The sequence below is a fragment of the Pseudoalteromonas sp. APC 3355 genome, from assembly GCF_030407615.1.
Lineage (GTDB): Bacteria > Pseudomonadota > Gammaproteobacteria > Enterobacterales > Alteromonadaceae > Pseudoalteromonas > Pseudoalteromonas distincta.
Map to the genome: position 1 here is coordinate 56,167 of NZ_JASDDB010000004.1, position 22,944 is coordinate 79,110.

A 22,944-nucleotide genomic window follows, 5' to 3' on the forward strand; every position below is an offset into this window, starting at 1 on the left:
GTAAGTAATAACACATTAAGTTATTTTTTAACAAAACCCATTGCAAAATTGTAATGGGTTTTTTGTTTTTCACACCCCAATTTCACATGTTTGTCATAAAGCCCACGTAATATATACCCCGATATAGAGTTATTGCTCAAAAAAACACTCAAATAGACAAAAATAGTACTATTTATTAAAAATATATTGCAGTTGTATTTTATTTGTAACGAATAAATAAGGTACACTAGTAACGGATTTTGAATAAATGAACTTTAACTGTTTATTTTGAAAAATTTTAAAATAAAAATATAAAAATTTAATTAATAACTACACGGGAAAATTAAATGAAAACTCAATTACGCAAAACAGCTCTTTCACTTGCTATTGCAGCATGTGTTGGTGTAAGTGGCGCTGCAATGGCTAACGAAACGACCTCTGCAATTAAAGGTCAAGTAATGGGGCCTAACGGCAACCCAGCAGCCGGCACTAAAGTAACAATTTTACACGTACCTTCTGGATCAGTAAAAACAACTGAAGTAAATGACGCGGGTTATTTCACAGCTAAAGGCCTGCGAGTTGGCGGCCCTTATAAAGTAATTGTTGATTCAGATGTATATGCAGACCAAGAATTCAATAACATTATTCTTAATATTGGTAACGATTATCCAGTAAACGTTTCTCTTGAGTCACAATCAAGCATGGAACAAATTGTAGTTTCTGGCGCGCCAATTAGCTCTATGTCTGGTGGTACTGGTCCGGCGTCTACATTTACGCTAACTGATCTTGAAAATACACCAGCTATTAACCGTGATTTAAAAGACATTATCCGTATCGACCCGCGTATCACAATTGATGATAGCCGTGGTTCAATTAACTGTGGTGGTGGTAACCCTCGCTACAATAGCTTAACGCTAGACGGCGTTCGTATGAACGATAACTTCGGCTTAAGCTCAAATGGTTACCCTACTATTCGCGCCCCTTTCTCTTTTGATTCAATTGAACAAGTTTCAGCTGAACTTGCACCGTTTGACGTTCAATACGGTGGTTTTACATCGTGTAACATCAACGCTGTAACCAAATCTGGTGGCAATGATGTTCATGGCGCTGTTTTCTACGATTACACTAGTGACTCTTTCAAGGGTGATAAAATTGAAGGTGATGACGTTGATAACGGTAACTATACTGAAAAACGTTACGGCTTCAACGTAGGTCTTCCACTAATTGAAGATAAACTATTTTTATTCACTTCATATGAAAAACTTGAAGGTGTTCAACAGTTTAACTACGATGGTTTAAGCAGTGGCAGTGTAACTGCTGATGATATCTCGCGTATCACAAGCGTTGCTCAAACTGTATATGGTTACGATGTAGGCGGAATGCCTTCAAGTATGCCTGTTGAAGATGAAAAAATCTTAGTTAAACTAGATTGGAACATCAACGAAGATCACCGTGCAAACTTAATCTATAACTACAACGATGGTAATACTGTTTCACAGTCTGATACTGGCTCTAGCCGTGTATCACTATCTAACCACTTTTATGACCAAAGTGCAGAATTCACTTCAATCATTGCATCTGTTTACTCTGATTGGTCAGATGACTTCTCAACTGAAGTTCGTATTGGTAAGTCTGAGCTAGATGCAACAGTACAATCATTAGATGCAGCAAGCAGCTTTGGTGAAATGCAAATTCGTACCGAAGATGGTGGTACAGTTTATATTGGTCCAGATGACTCACGTCAATCAAATGACTTAGATTACGATACAACTACATTTAAAGTTGCAGGTACTTACTACCTAGATCAACATACAATTACTGCTGGTTACGAGTTTGAAGAGTTAGATGTATTTAACTTATTCGTTCAACATACTGAAGGTGAATACCGTTTCAACAATATTGATGATTTTGAAAACGGTATTGCAAGTGCAATTTTCTACAATAATGCAGCTGCTACAAATGATCCAAACGATGCAGCAGCAAGCTTTTCGTACGCTCAGCATACATTTTACGTGCAAGACGAGTATTCATTCACTGATTTAGATGCAAACATCACCTTTGGTCTACGTTACGACAAATATACAAGTGATGATGTACCTAACTTAAATCAAAACTTTACTGACCGCTATGGCTACAGTAATCAAAGTACATTTGATGGTATTGATTTAATTCAACCACGTGTAGGCTTCCAATGGTACGCTACAGATGCACTTGAAGTACGTGCAGGCGTTGGCTTGTTCTCAGGCGGTAACCCTAATGTTTGGTTATCTAACTCTTACTCAAACGACGGCATTACTAATATTAGTGCAAACCAGTTTGGTGCTATCGACTTGTTCGCAACACCTAATGTAAATAATGGTACTCCAGGATTTGAAGTACCTCAGTCTCAATTTGATGCAGTAGCTGACACTGTAATCGGCTCAGGCGATTCAGTTGCAAACGCTGTTGACCCAGACTTTGAAATCCCATCAGAGTGGAAATACTCACTTGGTGCGACATATACAACAGAAAATGAATATGTAATTTCACTTGATTACTTATATTCAAAGAAAAAAGATGCTGCATTAATGCGTGACATCGCACTTCAAGATTCTGGCGAAACTACATTTGATGGTCGTCCTATATACGAATCAATCGAAGGTCGTAAAAACGAATACTTACTAACAAATGTGAGCGGTGATAGCGGTGATTCATCTGTTATCTCATTAGCTGTTAGCAAGATGTTTGATAATGGTGTGAGCGTTAACTTTGGTTATGCATACACAGATTCTGATGATGTTAACCCAATGACAAGCTCTGTTGCTGGTTCAAACTACGGTAACATTGCACTAACTGATCCAGGTAACCCAGGTGTTGCTTCATCTGATTACGAAATTCCACATCGTTTTACTATGACTCTTGGTTATACTCATGAGTTTGTTGATGGGTTTGCTACTCGCTTTAACCTATTTGGTGAAGCATATAAAGGCTTACCATACAGCTACACATTTGATGGCAGTGACGAAAATGTATGGGGCGATGCAAACTGGAATGGTAACCGCCAGCTATTGTATGTTCCACTTGAAAACGATCCTAACGTTGTTTACAACATGAGTGCTGCTGATATCAATGAATTCAATGAATTTATTGCATCAAATGGTTTAGAGCGTGGTCAAATTACTAGCCGTAACGCAGAAAACTCTGATTGGTTTGTTAAGTTTAACTTTAAGTTAACTCAAGAGCTTCCAGGCTTTATGGAAGGTCACAAAGGTGAAGCATTCTTCGTAATTGATAACCTTACTAACCTGTTAAACGACGATTGGGGCGTACTTAAGAAAGGTCCTTTCGTAGGCGCTAGCATGATTTCAACATCACTTGATGATCAGGGTCGTTACGTTTACTCTGACTTTAATGCGAATAATGCAAATACATCAGTGCAATCAGATGCATCTGTCTGGCAAATGCGTGTAGGTGTTCGTTACACCTTCTAATTTAGAACTGTAGCCTAAAACATCTTTTAAAAGCCCACTTTGGTGGGCTTTTTTATGCCTTTAATTTGTTATTTAACTTTTCAAAAATACTCACTAACACTTCGTATTCTTCATTAGTCAAAGTGCTCAATAATTGTTTTTCCCAATTCAGTGCATCAGGTGCTATTTGCTCATATAAGCTTTGACCTACTTTGCTCAGTACAAGTAAGGCCGCGCGTTTGTCTTGTGCATTTAACTCACTTTTCACTAAACCTTTATCTATTAAAACTTTTACCGCACGCGACACTGTCGACTTGTCCATGTTTGCTTGCGCGCATAAATCCTTTGCGTTGCTCTGACCATACTGCGCTAAGTTAGCAAGTATTCGCCACTGGGGAATATTTAAACCGTACTTAGTTTGATAAACCTCGGCAAAGTCGTTACTTACACGTGTTGCTACATTCGTTAATTGATAAGGTAAAAACGTTGCTAAATCAATTTTCATTTTTAGTTATCCCAGCTTTATAAGGCTTACTTTGGTGTTCATTAATATTTACACGGATGCGTAGTTGCACATTTGATATTAGTCTCACTTGAGAGTATCTTAACTGAAATAAAAATAATATTAAACCAACCCCTCTCACAGGAGTCAGTAATGGCGACACAATTAAGTTATATGACCGGTTTTGGTAATGAATTTGAAACACAAGCGCTACCCGGTGCATTGCCAATAGGACAATTTAGCCCACAAAAAGTTAAATACGATTTATACACAGAGCAATTTAGTTCGACTGCATTTACGGCTCCTCGCGCTTCAAATCGTCGCACTTGGTTTTACCGCCTTCGTCCGTCTGTAGTGCAAGGTGATTACCAAGCAATTGATAACGGCCTAATAAGAACAGCCCCAATCACTGAAGCCGTAACACCACCAACAATGCTACGTTGGAATCCTATTGATATGCCTTCACAGCCTACTGATTTTATTGATGGCTTGGTAACGATGGCAGCTAACGGCAGTGCTAATCGGCAATCTGGTATTGGCATTCATGTATATGTCGCTAATCAGTCAATGCAAGGGCGTTACTTTTGTAATGCCGATGGCGAAATGTTGTTTGTCCCTCAGCATGGTGAGTTATTAATTCACACCGAGTGCGGTAAGTTAAGCATTAAACCAGGTGAAATTGCTGTAATTCCCAGAGGAATTAAGTTCTCAGTTGACTTAATTAATAATACAGCCCGTGGTTATATTTGTGAAAATTATGGCCATGCGTTAGAGCTTGCAGAGCGAGGACCTGTTGGTGCAAACGGTTATGCCAACGACAGAGACTTTCAATACCCTGTAGCGGCCTTTGAAGATAAAGAGGGTGACTTTGAGCTTGTTTCTAAATTTAACGGTAATTTATTTAGCTGTGAAATAAAGCACTCTCCTTTTGATGTGGTTGCATGGACGGGTAATAGTGCGCCCTATAAATACGACTTATCGCGTTTCAATGTAATGAATACAGTGAGCTTTGATCACCCCGATCCTTCTATATTCACTGTACTAACCTCTCCTTCTGCTACTGAGGGTATGGCAAATGTCGATTTTGTGATATTTCCACCGCGTTGGATGGTAGCCGAAAATACATTTCGCCCGCCGTATTATCACCGCAATATTATGAGTGAATTTATGGGCTTAATTGAAGGTGTGTATGATGCAAAAGAGCATGGTTTTGTACCTGGTGGCGCAAGTTTACACAATTGTATGTCGCCACATGGACCTGAAGCCGACGTATTTGAAAAAGCCTCAAACGCTGAGCTTACACCACAAAAATATGAAAACACATTGGCCTTTATGTTTGAGTCGCGCTATATAATTTCACCGACAAAATATGCATTAGAAGGTAAAGAGCGCCAACCAAATTACACCGATTGCTGGCGCACAATTAAAAAACAATTTACAGGTTCACAGGATTAATTATGAAATTATACAGCTACTTTCGCTCATCAGCGGCTTATAGAGTGCGTATAGCGCTTAACTTAAAAGCAATCGATCATGAACTTGCTATTGTTAACCTTTTAAAATCGGAGCAGCTTGGGAAAGAATACTTAGCGACTAATCCGCAAGGCTTACTACCGGCACTTGAAACCGATGATGGTGTTTTAGCACAATCACTTGCAATACTTGAGTGGCTTGATGAAACTTATCCGCAATCGCCATTAATTACAGGGACTGCGTGGCAAAAGTCGCAAATAAGAAACTTAAGCTTTGCCATTGCTTGCGATATTCATCCTGTTAATAATTTACGCGTGCTGAAGTATTTATCAAACGAATTAGGTGTTGATGACGAGGCTAAAAATAAATGGTATCGACATTGGATAGAAGTTGGTTTTGAAAAAATAGAACTGATGCTAAACGAAAATAATGACTACTGCTTTGGTAACCAACCAACACTTGCTGACATTTGTTTAGTGCCGCAAGTATTTAATGCAATTCGTTTTAACGTAGGTATGAGCGCTTATCCAAAAATTGCAGCCATTTACGAACATTGTAATAAATTAGCTGCATTTAATGACGCTGCACCGCAAAATCAACCCGATGCAAATTAAGCTAATTTAGATTAACTTTGTAGCGCGCTATGAATAACCGTAACGTGCTCAATTAAATCTAAGCCCAGATCAGTTAAATATCCGCCATCTGGGCTATCTATAATCCCTTTTTCAAATAAACGTTGCGCTGCGCTAAGTAAGCTTGGCTCTGCGTCTGAATGTAATTTAATACCCTGCATTTTACTGTCGCGAGGAAACTTTGCTAATAGTGTGAATTCTTCGATCATTGTTTGATTAAATTGCATTGTGTGCACCTTTTTATTGTTCTGTGAATAACTAAGTTTATACTTAAAATCACTTTGTGTACTTTACACTAGCACGTTTTTTAGCTTAATGTATTATTTTTAACCCTCCCTATTTAAAGGCCTCTAATGCGTAACTTTTTAATTCTATGTTTTTGTTTTAGCAGCTTATCGTATTCAATACTTAGTGAAGCAACAACGCTAAAAACCCATTCAATTATTGATGCAAACCAGTTTGTAAATGAAGAAGTTAACTGTTGGTACGACAACAAACGCTATAGCGAAGGGGCATTAATACAAGTTCATTCTTTTACACTTTTGTGTGGTGCTAAAACACCCCAACACAGTAACAGCCAACTCATTTGGCTTAAAATAGATAAGCAAGGTAATGCTATTTACCCAACAGCTCCTAAAACAATCACTGTGAATTAGCACTAAAAGCTGATTTAAGCTACAATGCATGCAGTTTAAATAAGTAGTATGGCTATGAATAATCAACCTAAAAACCCTTTACATGGGGTAACATTAGAACAAATACTTGTTGAGTTAGAGCAACGACTTGGCTGGAGAACACTTGGCGAGCAAGTAAAAATTAAATGTTTTACTGATCAACCCAGCATTAAATCGAGTTTAAAGTTTTTGCGTAAAACGCCTTGGGCTCGCGATAAAGTGGAAGCACTTTATATTCACACTATAAATAATAAGCCTATTCGTAGACCAAAAAGTGCACCAAGAGAAACATCTTCTCAAGCGCCGGATACAACAGGGTTTGTTTGGCCATCAATTAAAAAGTGATGTAAAAAAGGAGCTAATTTAGCTCCTTTTTTGATTATAACTAACGCGATTTATTGCTCTTTGCAAATTACATTTAATGAAGCCGGCTCAATAGTAATAACCAGTTTTTGAGCGGTTTTAACTTCACCATCTAACACGTACTTAAGCTCCCCTTCGCCTGTAATCTCTACTCTTTTGGCATTTGTATGATGAGAGTTTATAGCTAAATGTGTTTGCGTTAAGCTACTAAACATCAGCTCTGCAATACTTAGTACTGTGGTTGAATCTTCATTATTTGGTGTTAACCAATTTATATCGAGTAGCCCGTCACTATGATCAGGTTGCCCTCCACCTTGAGCCAATAATGTTGTAAAAGGCGCAGCATTGGCCACAATAAAACTATTAGTACATATTTCTTTAGGCTCATTATCATCGAGTTTTACTTTAAGTAACTGCGATTTTTGCTCGCCAAACGCTTCAAAAAAACCATTTAAATAGGCAAGTTGCCCCGACTTATTTTTCGACTCTCTATCTGCTTTTTCTATCATTGATTGCTCAAAACCAATACCCGCGAGCAGTAGTACTAATTCATTATTACAATAAGCAGTATCTATTATGCTTGTTTGACCATCTATAATTAAGTCACAAGCCTGTTCAACAGGAATAAATTTAGAGGTAATACCCATCAATACATGCGCAAGGGCGTTTGCAGTCCCCATAGGGATGATGCCTAGTTTACATTGTGTATTTACAAGTACGCTTGCAACTTCGGCCACCGTACCATCTCCCCCGCATGCGATAATAATATCCGGCTTTTGCGCAATTTCCTGTTTAGCCAGCTCAATACCGTTAACCTCTTTTGTAGTAGTGAGTACTTTCAGATCGTAATAGTCCGATAGCCGCGCAACAATTAAGTGCTCTTTTTCTTCCCATAATCGTGTACCAGATACAGGGTTTGCAATTAAAACGGCTTTGTTTTTAATCAGTAATTCGCCTTTTTTATGTCGCTTAGCTAAATGGCGAAGTTGATGCTTATTTAAATTTGCGGTTTCGCGGGTTTCTTTTATTTGTGCAAGTACTTCATGCACATCTGCATTTTTGTTTTGGCTCAGTAAATAAGCCGCCATGACAAAAACAGAGCGCCCACGCCCTAAAGCACAATGAACGACTACGCGATGGTTTTCTTTAATATGGTGATGAATCCAATTAATAGCCTGATTTAACTGAGAATGGGTAGGAATACTATGATCGAGCACCGGAATGTTTAAATAATTAATATTCTCTTGTGTTGAACTCCACTCGAGTCCGTCAAATTCACACGTAACATCTAAAATCGCCGTAATCCCGTTATCTTTTAATGTGTCTATATCTGAGGGAAATAATCGGCAAGCTAAAAATAGGTTTTCGTTTATTTGTTGAATGGGCGGCACTTTATCGCGCTTACGTGACCAGGCATTATAAATTTGCACACCGAATAAAAATGGCACAAACGCCCACCGTATATAAAATGGGATCACCCCATTTTCACGCTTTCTAAATATTTTTGCTGTATTAAAAATATACGCGGTACTCACTAATAAAAGTGACAGCGCAGTCCAATAAAAAACAATAGCAAAATAGACAGAGTTCACTTCCCAACCAATAAAAATAAGCAGTAGTGCCAATAGTAAATAACTAATTGCAGCCCACATAGTCTCTCCTTTGTGAAAATAATGCCGATTTATAATCTTAATTTAAACGGCTTTAAGTAGTCTTTTGCAAATATCACGCCATATAAATGCCATTTAAAATTCAAACGCGAACAATAGGCCATTGATATATATAGTAATTAATAAACTAAAATCTACTACAGACCGCTCTTTGTGCATTTTTTACAAACATGTGAATAAATTATACTTACACGTCTAAATTTCAAACACTGATCGGTTATTACTTGTACTAACGTATAAAGCAGCTAATCTAAAAGGCAATTAAATTTTTTGCATCCAAATCACACCCTCAACCGTTTACTCAATGATAATAAGAAAAACAGGACCCCTATGGATAACGATGATTTACTCCCTCTTTTGTGCGCAACAGCACAAGGAGACAAAAATGCTTTCTCAAGTTTATATCAACAAACTAGCGGCAAACTTTTTGCTATTAGCTTAAATATGCTCACTAACAGAGCTTATGCGGAAGAGGCACTACAAGACGCTTTTATAAAAATTTGGCATAACGCATCTGAATATAACGCTTCTAAAGGCACCGTTATTAGTTGGATGATAAGTATAGTCAGATACAGAAGTCTTGACTCATTGCGCTATCACAAAGTACGAAAAGAGCAGTCGTTAGGCGATGACGAATATGAAAATGAAAATGAAAGTATCGACGTTAATTACGATGAAGAAACGAAACTGGTCAATTGTATCGAACAGCTTGAGCCGCAACAAAAACAAGCTATTCACTTGGCTTATTATAAGGGGCTGAGTCATAGCGAGTTAGTGGATCATATAGAAACGCCATTAGGTACAGTTAAAAGCTGGATCAGGCGTGGGCTTATGCAGCTACAAAGGTGTTTAACATTATGAATTATAATAAACCCGAACTATTAGACGCGCTTGCTGGGCAGTACGTGCTTGGCACACTTAGAGGGCTTGCCCGTAAGCGTTTTCAGCGTCTGTTACTTAACTCAAATCAAGCACGTGAAGCAACAAATATGTGGGAGCAAAACCTAAACAACTTAGCGAGTGCTATTACACCGCAGATGCCACGTGACGATGTATGGGTAAATATACTACAGCGTATTGAAAACAGACCACAAACAAGTAAAACAGTCATACATACCAAGCCTTCAATTTGGCGTACATGGTCTTTTGTGGCGACTGCCGCATGCATTGTTTTAGCCTTTTTGTTTATTCAGCCTAGTACCAATGTTATGCAAACTCAGCAAATTGCTTTGGTTCAAAATCAAGATAAACAATCATTGTGGTTTATTGATGTAAGCGAGCAAGGGCTCTCAATTAAAGCTAGTAGCCAATTGGTTGCTCAAACTAATAAAGATTATGAGCTGTGGATGATTTTAAAAGGTCAAGATGCACCTATTTCATTGGGTTTACTGCCCAAGCAAGGCAGTAAAATATTATTTAAAGATAACCGCTTTAACGCAAGTGATATCGCATTGTTAGCAGTAAGCTTAGAGCCTATTGGAGGCTCACCAAATGGCTCTCCTACTGAAGTACTTTACACCACAGAGCTAGTACTTTTATAACCCGACTATTATGACCAAAGTTGGCTGTTTACTTAAAGCAGCCAACCTACTTTTAAACTTTTTAACAAAAAATAAAAATAATTTAACTTTTTTGCATCCAATTTAAATCCAGCCCCGTTATTAGCTATGACTTCAATCAAAACTAAAGGACAAAGTCATGAAAGCTTTAACTCCATCAATACTCGCAGTAGTAATATGTAGTACGTTTGTAAGTGCACCAAGTGAAGCATCTAGCCACAGAGAAGCGCCAAATATAAGCCGTTTCCCGACTTTAGATTCAACCGATTTTTATGTATTTAATAGTTACGAGCTAGGTCGTGATGATTACGTCACATTAATTGCTAATTACATCCCGCTGCAAGATGCCTACGGCGGTCCTAATTACTTTGCCATGGACCCAGATGCTACCTACAGCATTCATATAGATAACGACGGCGATGCTGTTGAAGATATTACATTTGCGTTTAACTTTAAAAGCATGCTCCCTAATGATAACCAAGGTGTGCAATTAACTGTTGGACCTGAAGGTAATCAACGCACCGTGTCTGTACCGCTTAAAAATGTAGGCGGTGTATCTGCAGGTGATAACAGCGCTGTAAATTTTAGCGAATCATACACAGTAAGCATGATAAGCGGCGCGCAGCGTACTGGCGAAACAACGCTATTAAATAACACTGCATCAAACTCCAGCACATTTTCTAAACCACTTGATTATGTGGGCAATAAAACATTTGGTTCAATGAGCGATTATCAAACTTATGCTGACCAATTTGTGTATCAGGTTTCAATTCCTAAATGTGAAAGCATGGCACAAGTTTTTGTAGGGCAACGTAAAGACCCATTTGTAGTTAACCTAGGTAAAACATTTGATTTAGTAAACTATGTACCTGTAGAGGGTGATAGCGCCCCAGGTGCTGGTGACGGCGGTGGTTTTCCTGGTGGCATAACACAATCAGCTGATAACGACGACCTTGCAGATAAAAACGTAACATCAATTGCTATCGAAATACCTAAAAGCTGTATTGTTGGTGAAGGTAACGGCGTAATAGGTTCATGGACAACAGCAAGCCTACCTCAAGCTCGCGTATTAAATCCTAATGCTAAATTTGCTAATAATGGCGTTAATGGTGGTGCTTTAACACAAGTTTCACGTTTGGGTAGCCCGCTTGTAAACGAGCTTGTAATTGGCATTAAAGACAAAGACACATTCTCCACTGCTCACCCTAAAGATGATGCACAATTTTTAGATTATGTATCTCACCCAGCACTACCAGAGTTATTAAACATTTTGTTTAAAGATGCTGTTAATACGACCCTTGGCGCAAACTTAGAAACACTGGCACCCACAAACTTCCCGCGTACTGATTTAATCACTGCATTTTTAACGGGTTTTGCAGGAGTTAATCAGCAAGCAACTGTAACACCTTCAGAAATGCTGCGTTTGAATACAGGCATTGCAGCAACAGCGCAAGCTGATCAATCTGCATTTGGTGTAGCGGGTAATGATTTAGCCGGCTTCCCAAATGGTCGTCGCCCGGGTGATGATGTGGTTGATATTGCACTTCGTGTTGTGATGGGTCGTTTATGTCATCCGATTCCTGTAAATGGTGAAGACACTGATTTAGGGCTTTGTTCACCAGAGGATGCTAATACAGGCACAGTGCCATTTACAGACGGCGCACCTATTGATGCAACAATGATGGACTCATCATTCCCATACCTTGCAACACCGCTTGCTGGCTCTAAATAAGGAGTAAAATAATGCGTAATTTAAAAACTACCCATATTTGTGTTCTCCTCAGTGCATTAACATTGGGAGCATGTAGTAGCGATGACGATAAAAAACAACCTACACCGGTTGTAAACACAGCGCCTACCGCAAGTGATGCAATGCTAACTACACAAACTGAGGTAAGCATTACCGATATGCTTAGCGCAACCGACAATGATGGCGATTCGCTTACTTATTCGTTAACAAGTGAGCCAACTCTTGGAACTGTTACCGTTAATAGCGACGGTAACTTTACCTATACACCAAATAAAGAAGTGACAGGTTCAGATAGTTTTATGTTTGGTGTAAGTGATGGCGTTAATTCGCAAGTAACTGCAATAGTAAACATTACAATTGACGCACTACAAGTCGACTTTGCTCAATTTGCAACCGATGCATTTAATCAAGCGCCAAATGCAGAGCCGTTAACTGTTAACGGTCGGGTGTTTACAAACATTGATACCGATGTTGATGGATTAATTTCAACAAACGGTAACTAACCAAGTAATTAAGCTGACAGGCCATGGATGGCTTTTTTCAAAGGATATTTATAATGCATTTATCAATTTTTAAGTCCGTCGCATTTATTACTTTATGCCTAACGACCTTTGCATTAAGCGCTGCGCCTTTTACTCCAAAAGATGATGCAGTTATTGCTAACAGTAATTCAACGCTTAGTGCTTCTCTGTCTGTTGAGGAAATAAATACATTAGTCACTAACAGCCAATATGTAGGCCAAACAGAGCGTTTACAGGGGCTACTTAAAACCCGTTTAGCCCAGCTATATAAACACACACCCTCATCTCAAATTGGTTACTTATATGCTCGCGTTTTACAAAAAGAGCACCTTTTCAACGAAGCTATTGATATTGCTAACAACGTTTTAATTAAAGAGCCACAGCATAGTAATAGCCATTTATTGCTAGCCAATATATTTATGACTCAAGGTAAGTTTGCACAAGCAAAAAAGCACTGCGTCGCTTTAATTGGGCACGTAAGCACTATTACTGCTAGCACCTGTGTACTTGATGTACAAAGCCAACATGAAAGCGTTTTAGACAGCTACCAAGCATTAGTAAAAATTATAAATAATAATCAAACTAGCCTAGCTACAAACCATGTTTTAAGTGAAATGAGCTATCGTTTAAATAACTACAAACAAGCATTGTCTCACTTACAAAGTGTAGATTTAGTTCAAGCCCCTGTGAGCCTAATTGTTTTATGGGCCGATATTCAAATTGCTCTAAACCAACCACAACAAGTATTAAATACATTAAGCGTACTGCTTCCTGATAAAGGCAATTTAGAAGATGCTATTTTGCTAAGACTTTCAATCGCAGAAAAAAAACTGAATAAACGCGATAAAAAATGGCAAAATACAATGGCGCAAAGAGTTACGCTACGAGAGCTTCGTAAAGATTCTTTTCATGCAAGTGACTTAGCTAAATATTACCTTGATGTACAACCAAATCGCGAAAAAGCACTTTACTGGGCTCATATTAATTGCCAGCAGGCTAAAATGAGCACCGATGAGCAATTACTTATTCAAGCAAAAGCGATGCAACGAGATACACTATGAAAACGCCTTATCTATTTATACTCACTTTAATGCTGTGCATTTTTTCAACTTACAGCTTTGCCCATCAACTAAGTACAAGTTATATAACCTTAAATAGCGAGCACAATAACGACACCAACAAAAATCTATACACGGGTACCTGGCAAATAAATATTGCCGACTTAGAGCACGCAGTGCCTCTGGATTTAGATAAAAACGGCCAAATTTCGTGGACAGAAATAAAAGCAAAACGCAGCTCAATAAATAACTTCATTAAAGAAAATTTAAATATCACGCAAAGCGCGCAAATATGCCCTTTAAAAAGTGAAGGTATCTATCAGCTAGATAACCATTTTAACCAACCATATTTAGTGATTCCGCTGCAGTTTAGCTGTGATGATAATGAAGCAATCACCCTTTCCTATTCCGCTTTTTTTAAAACTGATGCTAACCATAAATCCATCGTAAATATTAACGGTGTATCTCGTGTATTTAATATCATTGAGGCACAACAGACGTTCAGCTTTGAGCAAACAAGTTATTTAAGTACCTTTAATCAATACGTGTACCAGGGTGTTTTACATATTTGGATTGGTGTTGATCATATTTTATTTTTAATCGCTTTGTTACTTACCTGTGTTTTAAAACGCAGTGATAAAGCATGGCAAGGTATTAGCTCTAAAAAACACATTATTAAACACACAGCATGGATAGTAACCGCGTTTACGCTTGCGCACTCTATTACGCTTACCGCCACCGCTATGAACTTAGTCTCACCAAATAGTCGCTGGGTAGAGCTTGGAATTGCTATATCGGTTTTATTTGCAGCATTAAATAATGTGTGGCCGCTGATACTTCGTTTAGGTTGGCTTACTTTTGCTTTTGGTTTACTACATGGGATGGGATTTGCGAGCGTACTTGGCGAGCTTGGCCTGTCGAGCGACTATCAACTGCTCAGTATATTGGCGTTTAATTTAGGCGTCGAAATCGGTCAACTTAGTATATTACTGATAGCCTTACCAATACTCATTTATGTACGACACTACACTTGGTATAAAAAGTGGGTAATGCCAATGGGCTCCGTTGCTATCGCAATTGTTGCACTTCAGTGGTCAATCGAGCGTTTTTAAATAGTATAAATAAAAAAGCTAGCCAAAATATTGGCTAGCTTACTTTTTAGTTATCTATTTTGAGCGTTACTGCGCTTTATCAAATGGCATCAGTAATGTTTTCATCGCAGGGCGAAGCGCTATGAGTACCGTTTCTTCGGTTAGCTCAGGGTAGAGTAACTTTCTAAGTAATAACCCTGCCATCATCGAAAAAATAACATTAATTCGGCTTTCAAGTTCACGCTCATCAATGTCTTTGAGCGCACTTCGCTCGCTTGTTAAAAGCTGCCTCATGCGCCCTCTTGCTTGAATATCGGTTTCACGCAAAAGAGTAGCGACTTTAATATTACGACCCGCTTCTGCCATCATATCTAAATCGATAACACACGAGCCTGTATCCATATGTCTTTGCACGCCAATATTTAAACCATCTAAAAGAGCCGCCAAAACATCACCAGGGTGATCTTCAAACTTTTGAAAGATAGAGAACATTTCTTCCATGTCTTTTTCAATAATGCTTTCTATAATCGCTTCTTTGCTTTCAAAGTAATTATAAATATGGCCTGCACTCATCCCTGCCGTTTTAGATATTTCTGCCATACCTGCACCGTGGTAACCTTTACGGCGAAAACACTCTGCAGCAGCTGTTAAAATTTGCTCACGCCTAGCAAGTGCTATCGCGGGATCTGTTTGCCTTTTTGCTTTAGGCTTCATGTTCAACTCCACTACCAAGTCATAAACTCAGTAAAGCAAGAGCTATAAATAGTCTCGCCATATAAATATGTAATGCGGCTTTAAAAGCCGCAAATATTATTTCTCTTCCTGAGTTGTTTCACTGGCTACATTCCATCCGCCACCAAGCGCTTTGTACAAGTTAATTTGACTCGCAAGATACGCTTGCTGACCCGCAATTAACTGCTGTTGTGCGCCGTACCATGTACGCTGAGCATCAAGTACTTGCAAGTAGCTATCTGCACCTTTTTCGTAACGCATTTTTGATAAATCAAACGTGATTTGTCGACTACTTATAAGCATATCAAGGGCACTTAATTGCTCTTGGTAGCCCTCTCTATCGGCAAGTGCATCAGCAACTTCGCGAAATGCATTTTGAATTTTTTGCTGATACGTTGCTACCGCAATTTCTTGATCTGCTTTTGCTACATCAAGATTTGCTTGGTTACGTCCCATATTAAAAATAGGTAAGCTAATTGACGGCACAAAACTCCATGTACCCGAGCCTGAATCAAACAAGCCACTTAAATCACTTGAAGCAGAGCCGGCATTGGCTGTTAAGCTAATGCTTGGATAAAACGCCGCACGTGCAATACCAATATTGGCATTTGCAGCAAGCATTAAATGCTCAGCGGCTTTAATATCAGGGCGCTGCGATAACAAGTCAGACGGTAAACCAACGGGTACTTCTGGCATACTGATCAAGTTAGTCAGGTCTTTATTAGGCAGTAAATCAGCTGAAACAGATTTACCTACTAATAAATCTAAGGCACTTTTATCACGCTTTAACAAACGTTTGTACGTTGCTATGTCTACTTTTGCCGTAGCAACTGTGCTTTTAAGCTGCTCAAGGGTAATTGAAGACGTCGCACCTAAATCAAAGCTTTTTTGCGTAAGCGATAATGACTCTTGCTGAGAGGTAAGCGTTTCTTTTGCAAGCTCTAGCAGTTGCAAATCAGTTGCATAATTTAGCCACGCATTTGCCAACTCTGAAATTAAAGACACCTGCGTGCTGTATTGGCTAAGCTCTGTAGAGTATAAGTTTTGCAGTGCTTGCGCTGATTGATTGCGTACTTTGCCCCAAATATCTAACTCGTAAGAGGTAATACCCACTGTTGCACTGTATTGCGAGCTAATAGCTGCATCGCCAGTACCTGATAAGTCAGCCGGTAAACGTTGGCGCGTACCTGAGGCATTTAAATCAAGTGATGGATACAAAGCAGAGTCTTCAATTTGATATAAACCACGCACACGCTGCACATTAAGCACTGCAATTTGCATGTCTTTGTTATGCTCAAGGCTTTGACTAATTAACGTTTGTAGTTTTTCGTCATTAAAAAACTGCTGCCAATTTAATTGCTGCGCAGCGCTTTGCCCAGTACCTGATGCATAAGCATCAGATACTGGTAGGGCAAGGTCTTTTTGCTCTGGCGCTAATTGGCAACCACTTAGCACCAATAAAGCAATTGCACTTAGGCTGAATGTTTTAATGCTCATTCTGCGCTCTCCTTCGTTGTCTCTTTAGCTTTGCCAGGAAATACACGGCGCACTAACACAAAGAATAACGGTACAAAAACAACAACTAATATTGATGATGCAAGTGTGCCGCCAATAATCGAAATACCTAACGCATTTTGCGCACCAGAACCCGCGCTTGAGGCAATAGCAAGCGGTAAAACACCACAAATAAAGGCCATCGAAGTCATAAGTATTGGACGCAAACGAAGGCGAACAGCAGCAATAGCCGCATCAACTAAGCCAAGCCCTTCTTCCATTTTATGAATCGCAAACTCTACAATTAGTATCGCATTTTTAGATGCCAAACCAATGGTGGTTAACAAGCCTACCTGCAAGTAAATATCGTTAGATAAGCCACCGCCAAGCGCTGCCATAATTGCACCAAATATACCCAGTGGCACAATCATCATTACCGCAAACGGTACCGACCAACTTTCATAAAGCGCGGCTAAACATAAAAATACAAACAGCAGCGATAGGCCATATAGTAGAGGTGCTTGACCGCTACTAGAGCGCTCTTGGAATGAAATACCGGTCCACTCAGACGAAATACCATTTGGTAATTGTTTAACTAAACGCTCCATTTCATCCATTGCTTGGCCTGTACTGTAACCCGGCGCTGCACTACCTTGAATTTCCATTGCTGAAAAACCATTGTAACGCTCTAAACGCGGCGAACCATACGTCCAGTAGGCACTAGCAAACGCTGAAAACGGCACCATATCGCCATTATCATTGCGCACATACCACTTATTTAGATCCTCAGGCACCATGCGAGATTGTGCATCACCTTGCATATACACTTTTTTCACTCGACCACGGTCAATAAAGTCATTTACATAACTACTACCCCATGCTGTTGAAAGTGTACTGTTAATATCGTTTTGCGACACGCCAAGCGCTTCGGCTTTTGCAAGGTCTGTATCAAGTTGTAGCTCTGGCATATCTTCTTGTCCATTTGGACGCACGCCCGCTAAAATTGGACTTTGGCTTGCTAAACCTAATAACTGATTTCGTGCAGCTAAAAGTGCGTCATGGCCAAGGCCTACACGGTCTTGTAAGAAAATATTGAAGCCATTAGCAGTCCCCAGTTCAACAATTGCAGGTGGCGGAAAGGCAAAAACAAATGCTTCTTTTATCGTTGAAAAGTAGCCCATCGCTTTACCTGCAACACCTTGAACAGATAACTCGTCACGCTGACGCTCATCCCAATGTTTAAGATTTACAAAGGCAATTGCTGAGTTTTGGCCAGAACCTGCAAAACTAAAACCAGTCACGGTAAAAATACCGTTTACTGCTTCAGATTGATCGTTTAAAAAGTGGTTTTCTACCTTTTTAACAACCTCAAGTGTTTGTTGTGTTGTAGAACCCGCTGGTAATGACACTTGGTTAAACAAAATACCTTGGTCTTCGTCAGGCAAAAATGCCGTTGGCAAGCTTGAAAATACATAAACCATACCGCCCACAATCACGCCATAAATAAGTAAGTAACGTTTAGAGTGAGTAAGCATGCGACCTACAAAGCTTTGTGCACCTGAATTTGTTTTATCAAAACCACGGTTAAAGCCTGTAAAAAATCGGCCAAACAACGTGTCATTGGTATGTACATGGCTTGGTTTTAAAAGCGTTGCACACAATGCTGGCGTTAAAATAAGAGCCACCAAAACAGATAACCCCATCGCCGATACGAGTGTTATAGAAAACTGACGATAAATTATACCGGTAGAGCCACTAAAGAATGCCATTGGAATAAATACCGCAGAAAGCACCATAGCAATACCTACCAGCGCGCCTTTAATTTCATCCATAGATTTACGTGTAGCTTCAAGTGCCGAGAGTTTTTCCTCGGTCATTAAACGCTCAACATTTTCTACAACAACAATTGCATCATCTACCAATAAGCCTATGGCAAGTACCATCGCAAACATTGTCAGCGTATTTATTGAATAACCAAAGGTGTATAAAATACCAAATGTACCTAGTAAAACCACAGGTACGGCAATAGTTGGAATAAGTGTTGCCCTAAAGTTTTGTAGGAACAAATACATAACTACAAAAACAAGTACAACAGCTTCAATTAATGTATGAATAACTTTTTCGATAGATAACGATACAAACGGCGTTGTATCGTAAGGTATAACAGCATCTAACCCTTCAGGGAAAAACGGTTTTAGCTCTTCAATTGCTTTTTTAACGCCCTCTGCGGTATCAAGTGCGTTAGCGCCACTGGCTAATTTAATACCTAAACCTGATGCAGGTTGCCCATCGTAACGAGCAACAACGCGGTAGCTTTCACCGCCAAGCTCTACTTTAGCAACGTCCTCTAGACGTACAAAAGAGCCATCTGGATTGGTTTTAACTAATATTTGTTTAAATTGCTCTGGCGTTTGTAATCGGCTTTGCGCCGTTACTGTTGCATTAAGTTGCTGACCATCAACGGCAGGCATACCGCCAAGTTGACCGGCAGATACTTGTGCATTTTGCGCACTAATTGATGCACTAATATCAGCAGGTGTAAGCTTATAATTTTGTAACTTTGCAGGGTCTAACCAAATACGCATCGCGTACTGAGAACCAAACAGCTGTACTTCACCTACGCCTTCAACACGCGAGACAATGTCTTGCACGTTCGATGAAACATAATCGCCAATATCAATATTAGTCATGCTGCCATCTTTAGACACAAAAGCATAAACCATTAAAAAGTTACGCGCTGATTTTGCAACTACCACACCTTGCCTTTGTACGGCTTCTGGTAATAGTGGAGTTGCTGTCGCTAGTTTATTTTGCACTTGAACTTGTGCAATATCTGGATCAGTCTCGGCACTAAATGAAAGAGTAAGCGTTGCTGAACCACTCGACTCAGACGTAGATGACATATAAAGCAAGCCATCAAGCCCTTTCATTTTTTGCTCAATAACTTGCGTTACCGTATCTTCAAGTGTTCGTGCAGATGCACCAGGGTACGTTGCAGTAATACTCACTGCAGGTGGTGCAATTGAAGGATACTGCGAAATAGGTAAACTCCTAATCGCCAAAATACCTGCAAGCATCACTACAATAGCGAGTACCCAAGCAAATATCGGTCTATCGATAAAAAATCGTGACATTAAAACTCTCCGTTATTGCGCTTGATCGGCTTTAGCAGACGATTGAATTTCAGATGGGTTCACAGGTGCACCAGGGCGGATTTTTTGTAAACCTTCAACTATTAACTTATCGCCATCACTTAGGCCATCAGTAACAAGCCAATCAGAACCAATAGTTCTATCTACTTTCAATACGCGGCTTTCTACTGTGTTGTCTTTACTGACAACCATTGCTGTTGGTTCGCCTTTTGAATTACGGCTAACGCCACGTTGCGGAGCTAAAATAGCACCCGCCTTAACACCTTCCACAATAGAAGCTCGGGCATACATGCCAGGCAGTAATAATTTTTCTGGGTTTGAAAATTTAGCACGCAGTGTTACTGAGCCAGTACTTGGATCAACTGTCACTTCAGAAAACTGCAATGTGCCTTTATGAGGATAAATAGAGCCATCTTCCATAATAAGTTCAACGTCAGTTTGACTAGCCGAATCGACAGTTAGAGCACCTGATGATATTGCTTTTTTAAGTTGAGTAAGCTCATTACTTGATTGTGTTAAATCGATATAAATTGGATCAAGCTGAGTTACTGTAGCAAGTGCTGTACTTTGATTGGCACTTACAAGTGCACCCACTGTTACGCTTGATTTACTAATTTGACCACTAATAGGAGAAGAGACGTGGCTGTAATCGAGATTAATTTGCGCTGATTTTAACTGCGCTTTAGCTGTTAATAATTCAGCATTAGCTTGCTTGTATGCGGCATCTGCTTCATCAAAATCTTGTTGGCTCACCGCTTTAATTTTTAAAAGTTCTTTATAACGCGATGCTTTTGATTTAGAGCTGGCAATGCTTGCCTCTGCGCGCGCTACGCTTGCTTCACTTGCTGCTAAGTCTGCTTCAAATGTAGCAGGGTCTATTTGATACAGTGCTTGGCCTTGTTTAACCTCATTACCTTCAACAAATAAACGAGATTGCACAATACCACTTACTTGTGGACGAATTTCAGCAATTTGAAATGCACTAATGCGACCAGGAAGTTCTTTTTTGAGAGTAAGCGCTTGGCTTTTTACTGTAATTACACCCACTGGGACAGCTTTAGGAGCTGAAGCTTGTGACTGCTCAGCAGCCTGATCACAACCAGTTAAAGCAACAGAACCGACGAGGGCTGATAATACAAATAAAGCGATGCGGGAACGCTGCATGTTAAATACCTTTTAGTTTAGAGTGAACGATCATTCTAAATTAAAATGCGCTGATAATGAATCTTAATAAGGAGAAATTTACACAAACTTACACTATTGAATACAATATACGCCTTAGGTAGCATTTAATGTTAATTTGATGAAAATAGAATCAAAGCTGTTTGAAAATAAAGCAATTAAACAGATTGAAATAACCACTCATTTTAAGCACAGAACTTTTAAATAGGCACAAAAAAGCCAAGCAAAAACAGCTTGGCTATTTATATAAACGACTATCTTACTTTTTTAAAGGGGGTTGTCGTTCTGTGGATTAATAACTCTTGAAACTAACAACTGCTCTACCCTAATGCCCTCTACATCAACAACTTCAAACTTAAAGCCTGAAAAAGTTAAATGCTCTGCACGTTTAGGGATTCGCTTCATACTGTAAATTAAAAATCCAGCGACAGTTTCATAGTGCATCTGATCTGGAAATTCTTCTATATCAAGTACCTTTGCTAAATCGGTAATTGGAGTTAACCCATCTACAAGCCATGAATTTTTATCGCGCTCTATAATTAATTCATCACCTTGATGAGTAATTAAATCACCCATAAACCCTTTCATTAAGTCTTTTACCGTTACAATACCTACCGAAAGCGCGTATTCGTTTACGACAACAGCAAATGGCTTTGCTGCGCTTTTAAACGCATTTAAGGCTTCTGATAGGCTTAATGTTTCCGGTAAGTAAAAAACATCTTTATCAATCAGCTCATCGTTTATATTGGCGGCTTCGCCTTTTAGTACTTGTCGTAAAATATCTTTAGATTCAACAGAGCCATGCAATTTATCTAAATTTCCTGACACCACTAAAAAGTGATTATGAGGGTGGTCAATAATTTTGGTCGCAATATCATGGCTAGATTCGTTTAAATCAAAATAGACAATTTGGTCGCGTGGCGTCATTACGCTTGATAAAAACCGCGCTTCTAGGTCAAACACATTACCAATGAGTTCATACTCTTGCTTTTGCAAACTACCATATGCAGCACCCGCTTCCATCATGGCAACAATGTCCTCAGTTGTAACGTTGTCTTCTCGCTCAGCAGGCACTTTAAATAAGCGCAGCACAAAGTTCGTTACCCCATTAAAAAACATCACTAGCGGAGTTAAGGCAAAGGTTACCCAGCGCATTATTGTAACGACTCTAACAGCGACAGCTTCTGGCATGATCATCGCTAAACGCTTTGGCATTAAATCGGCGAACAAGATAAACAGAGATGTAATAGTAAAAAATGAGAATAAAAAGCTAATTTTTTCTAAGTGTGCACCTTGATAAAAAAGCACTAAAACACTTTCAACATAAGGCGATAAAGCCTGCTCGCCCACAATACCACCCAATATCGCAATCGCGTTGAGTGCTATTTGGATCATGGCAAAAAAAGCCCCTGGATTTTCTTGTAGCTTTAATACCGCTGCTGCTTTTATATTTCCTTCATCTGCCATTACTCGCAGTTTTATTTTACGCGACGCTGCAATTGCTATTTCTGACATAGCAAACAACGCACTGATCAAGATCAATAAGCTAATCCCGATTAAATCACCCATTTAACGCTCCAATAAGTTAGCGCTTTTTTAAACAAAAAGCAGCTGGATTATAATCGGTTTTTTAAACGCAGCAATTTATATTTACGAAATATAT

The 22,944-nt window shown here is 39.3% G+C and carries 19 protein-coding genes; 11 read left to right on the plus strand and 8 right to left on the minus strand.

Annotated elements, in window-relative coordinates; all coding sequences use genetic code 11:
• Positions 1-326 precede the first annotated feature (326 nt).
• Positions 327-3,449, plus strand: a complete 3,123-nt coding sequence (locus tag QMA08_RS08395) for a TonB-dependent receptor (protein WP_200220650.1) — start codon at positions 327-329, stop codon at positions 3,447-3,449.
• Positions 3,450-3,501: 52 nt separating this feature from the next.
• Here QMA08_RS08395 and QMA08_RS08400 read toward each other — a convergent pair whose 3' ends face one another.
• The gene (locus tag QMA08_RS08400; RefSeq protein WP_290174182.1) at positions 3,502-3,933 is read right to left on the minus strand and encodes a MarR family winged helix-turn-helix transcriptional regulator; all 432 of its coding nucleotides are present in this window, start codon (positions 3,931-3,933) and stop codon (positions 3,502-3,504) included.
• A gap of 150 nt (positions 3,934-4,083) precedes the next feature.
• Between QMA08_RS08400 and hmgA the strand changes: the two genes are divergently transcribed.
• Both hmgA and maiA read left to right on the plus strand, forming a co-directional pair.
• On the plus strand, positions 4,084-5,385 hold the full coding sequence (hmgA, locus tag QMA08_RS08405) for a homogentisate 1,2-dioxygenase (protein WP_290174183.1): 1,302 nt from the start codon (positions 4,084-4,086) through the stop codon (positions 5,383-5,385).
• Positions 5,386-5,387: 2 nt separating this feature from the next.
• Positions 5,388-6,017, plus strand: a complete 630-nt coding sequence (maiA, locus tag QMA08_RS08410) for a maleylacetoacetate isomerase (RefSeq protein ID WP_290174184.1) — start codon at positions 5,388-5,390, stop codon at positions 6,015-6,017.
• 11 nt (positions 6,018-6,028) lie between these two features.
• Here the strand turns inward: maiA and QMA08_RS08415 are convergent, their stop codons facing one another.
• Positions 6,029-6,262 (minus strand): TIGR02647 family protein, encoded by a 234-nt coding sequence (locus QMA08_RS08415; RefSeq protein WP_007375551.1) that lies wholly within the window; start codon positions 6,260-6,262, stop codon positions 6,029-6,031.
• Between the two features lie 126 nt (positions 6,263-6,388).
• Here QMA08_RS08415 and QMA08_RS08420 point away from each other — a divergent pair, with 126 nt between their 5' ends.
• Both QMA08_RS08420 and QMA08_RS08425 read left to right on the plus strand, forming a co-directional pair.
• Complete coding sequence (locus tag QMA08_RS08420; protein WP_149603613.1) at positions 6,389-6,691, plus strand: DUF1496 domain-containing protein; 303 nt, start codon at positions 6,389-6,391, stop codon at positions 6,689-6,691.
• 54 nt (positions 6,692-6,745) lie between these two features.
• Positions 6,746-7,054, plus strand: coding sequence for a VF530 family protein (locus QMA08_RS08425; protein ID WP_024591820.1), 309 nt, complete (start codon positions 6,746-6,748; stop codon positions 7,052-7,054).
• A gap of 50 nt (positions 7,055-7,104) precedes the next feature.
• On the opposite strand, the gene QMA08_RS08430 is transcribed toward QMA08_RS08425, so the two are convergent.
• Positions 7,105-8,724, minus strand: coding sequence for a diacylglycerol kinase family protein (locus QMA08_RS08430; RefSeq protein WP_149603611.1), 1,620 nt, complete (start codon positions 8,722-8,724; stop codon positions 7,105-7,107).
• 348 nt (positions 8,725-9,072) lie between these two features.
• Here QMA08_RS08430 and QMA08_RS08435 point away from each other — a divergent pair, with 348 nt between their 5' ends.
• From QMA08_RS08435 to QMA08_RS08460, 6 genes are all read left to right on the plus strand, one after another.
• Positions 9,073-9,603, plus strand: coding sequence for a sigma-70 family RNA polymerase sigma factor (locus QMA08_RS08435; protein ID WP_197173712.1), 531 nt, complete (start codon positions 9,073-9,075; stop codon positions 9,601-9,603).
• Positions 9,600-10,283 carry an anti-sigma factor gene (locus QMA08_RS08440; RefSeq protein ID WP_290174185.1) on the plus strand — a complete coding sequence of 228 codons (684 nt, stop codon included), beginning with the start codon at positions 9,600-9,602 and terminating at the stop codon, positions 10,281-10,283. The genes QMA08_RS08435 and QMA08_RS08440 overlap by 4 nt, the downstream gene beginning before the upstream one ends.
• A gap of 157 nt (positions 10,284-10,440) precedes the next feature.
• Entirely contained in the window at positions 10,441-12,033 is a 1,593-nt protein-coding gene (locus QMA08_RS08445) for a DUF4331 domain-containing protein (protein WP_290174186.1), read from the plus strand.
• 11 nt (positions 12,034-12,044) lie between these two features.
• Positions 12,045-12,554: an Ig-like domain-containing protein gene (locus QMA08_RS08450; RefSeq protein WP_290174187.1), complete on the plus strand. Its 510-nt coding sequence runs from the start codon at positions 12,045-12,047 to the stop codon at positions 12,552-12,554.
• A 53-nt stretch (positions 12,555-12,607) separates the two neighbouring features.
• Positions 12,608-13,633 carry a hypothetical protein gene (locus QMA08_RS08455; protein ID WP_024595872.1) on the plus strand — a complete coding sequence of 342 codons (1,026 nt, stop codon included), beginning with the start codon at positions 12,608-12,610 and terminating at the stop codon, positions 13,631-13,633.
• Positions 13,630-14,742 carry a HupE/UreJ family protein gene (locus QMA08_RS08460; protein WP_290174188.1) on the plus strand — a complete coding sequence of 371 codons (1,113 nt, stop codon included), beginning with the start codon at positions 13,630-13,632 and terminating at the stop codon, positions 14,740-14,742. Before QMA08_RS08455 ends, QMA08_RS08460 begins: the two co-directional genes overlap by 4 nt.
• Positions 14,743-14,808: 66 nt before the next feature.
• Here QMA08_RS08460 and QMA08_RS08465 read toward each other — a convergent pair whose 3' ends face one another.
• From QMA08_RS08465 to QMA08_RS08485, 5 genes are all read right to left on the minus strand, one after another.
• Positions 14,809-15,435: a TetR/AcrR family transcriptional regulator gene (locus QMA08_RS08465; protein ID WP_002959031.1), complete on the minus strand. Its 627-nt coding sequence runs from the start codon at positions 15,433-15,435 to the stop codon at positions 14,809-14,811.
• Between the two features lie 96 nt (positions 15,436-15,531).
• A complete protein-coding gene (locus QMA08_RS08470; protein ID WP_200220658.1) occupies positions 15,532-16,950 on the minus strand; it encodes an efflux transporter outer membrane subunit in 1,419 nt (472 codons plus the stop codon).
• Entirely contained in the window at positions 16,947-20,081 is a 3,135-nt protein-coding gene (locus tag QMA08_RS08475; RefSeq protein WP_002959029.1) for an efflux RND transporter permease subunit, read from the minus strand. The genes QMA08_RS08470 and QMA08_RS08475 overlap by 4 nt, the downstream gene beginning before the upstream one ends.
• Before the next feature lie 12 nt (positions 20,082-20,093).
• Entirely contained in the window at positions 20,094-21,263 is a 1,170-nt protein-coding gene (locus QMA08_RS08480; RefSeq protein WP_024594995.1) for an efflux RND transporter periplasmic adaptor subunit, read from the minus strand.
• Between the two features lie 285 nt (positions 21,264-21,548).
• Positions 21,549-22,850, minus strand: coding sequence for a hemolysin family protein (locus QMA08_RS08485; RefSeq protein WP_002959027.1), 1,302 nt, complete (start codon positions 22,848-22,850; stop codon positions 21,549-21,551).
• Positions 22,851-22,944: the final 94 nt, after the last annotated feature.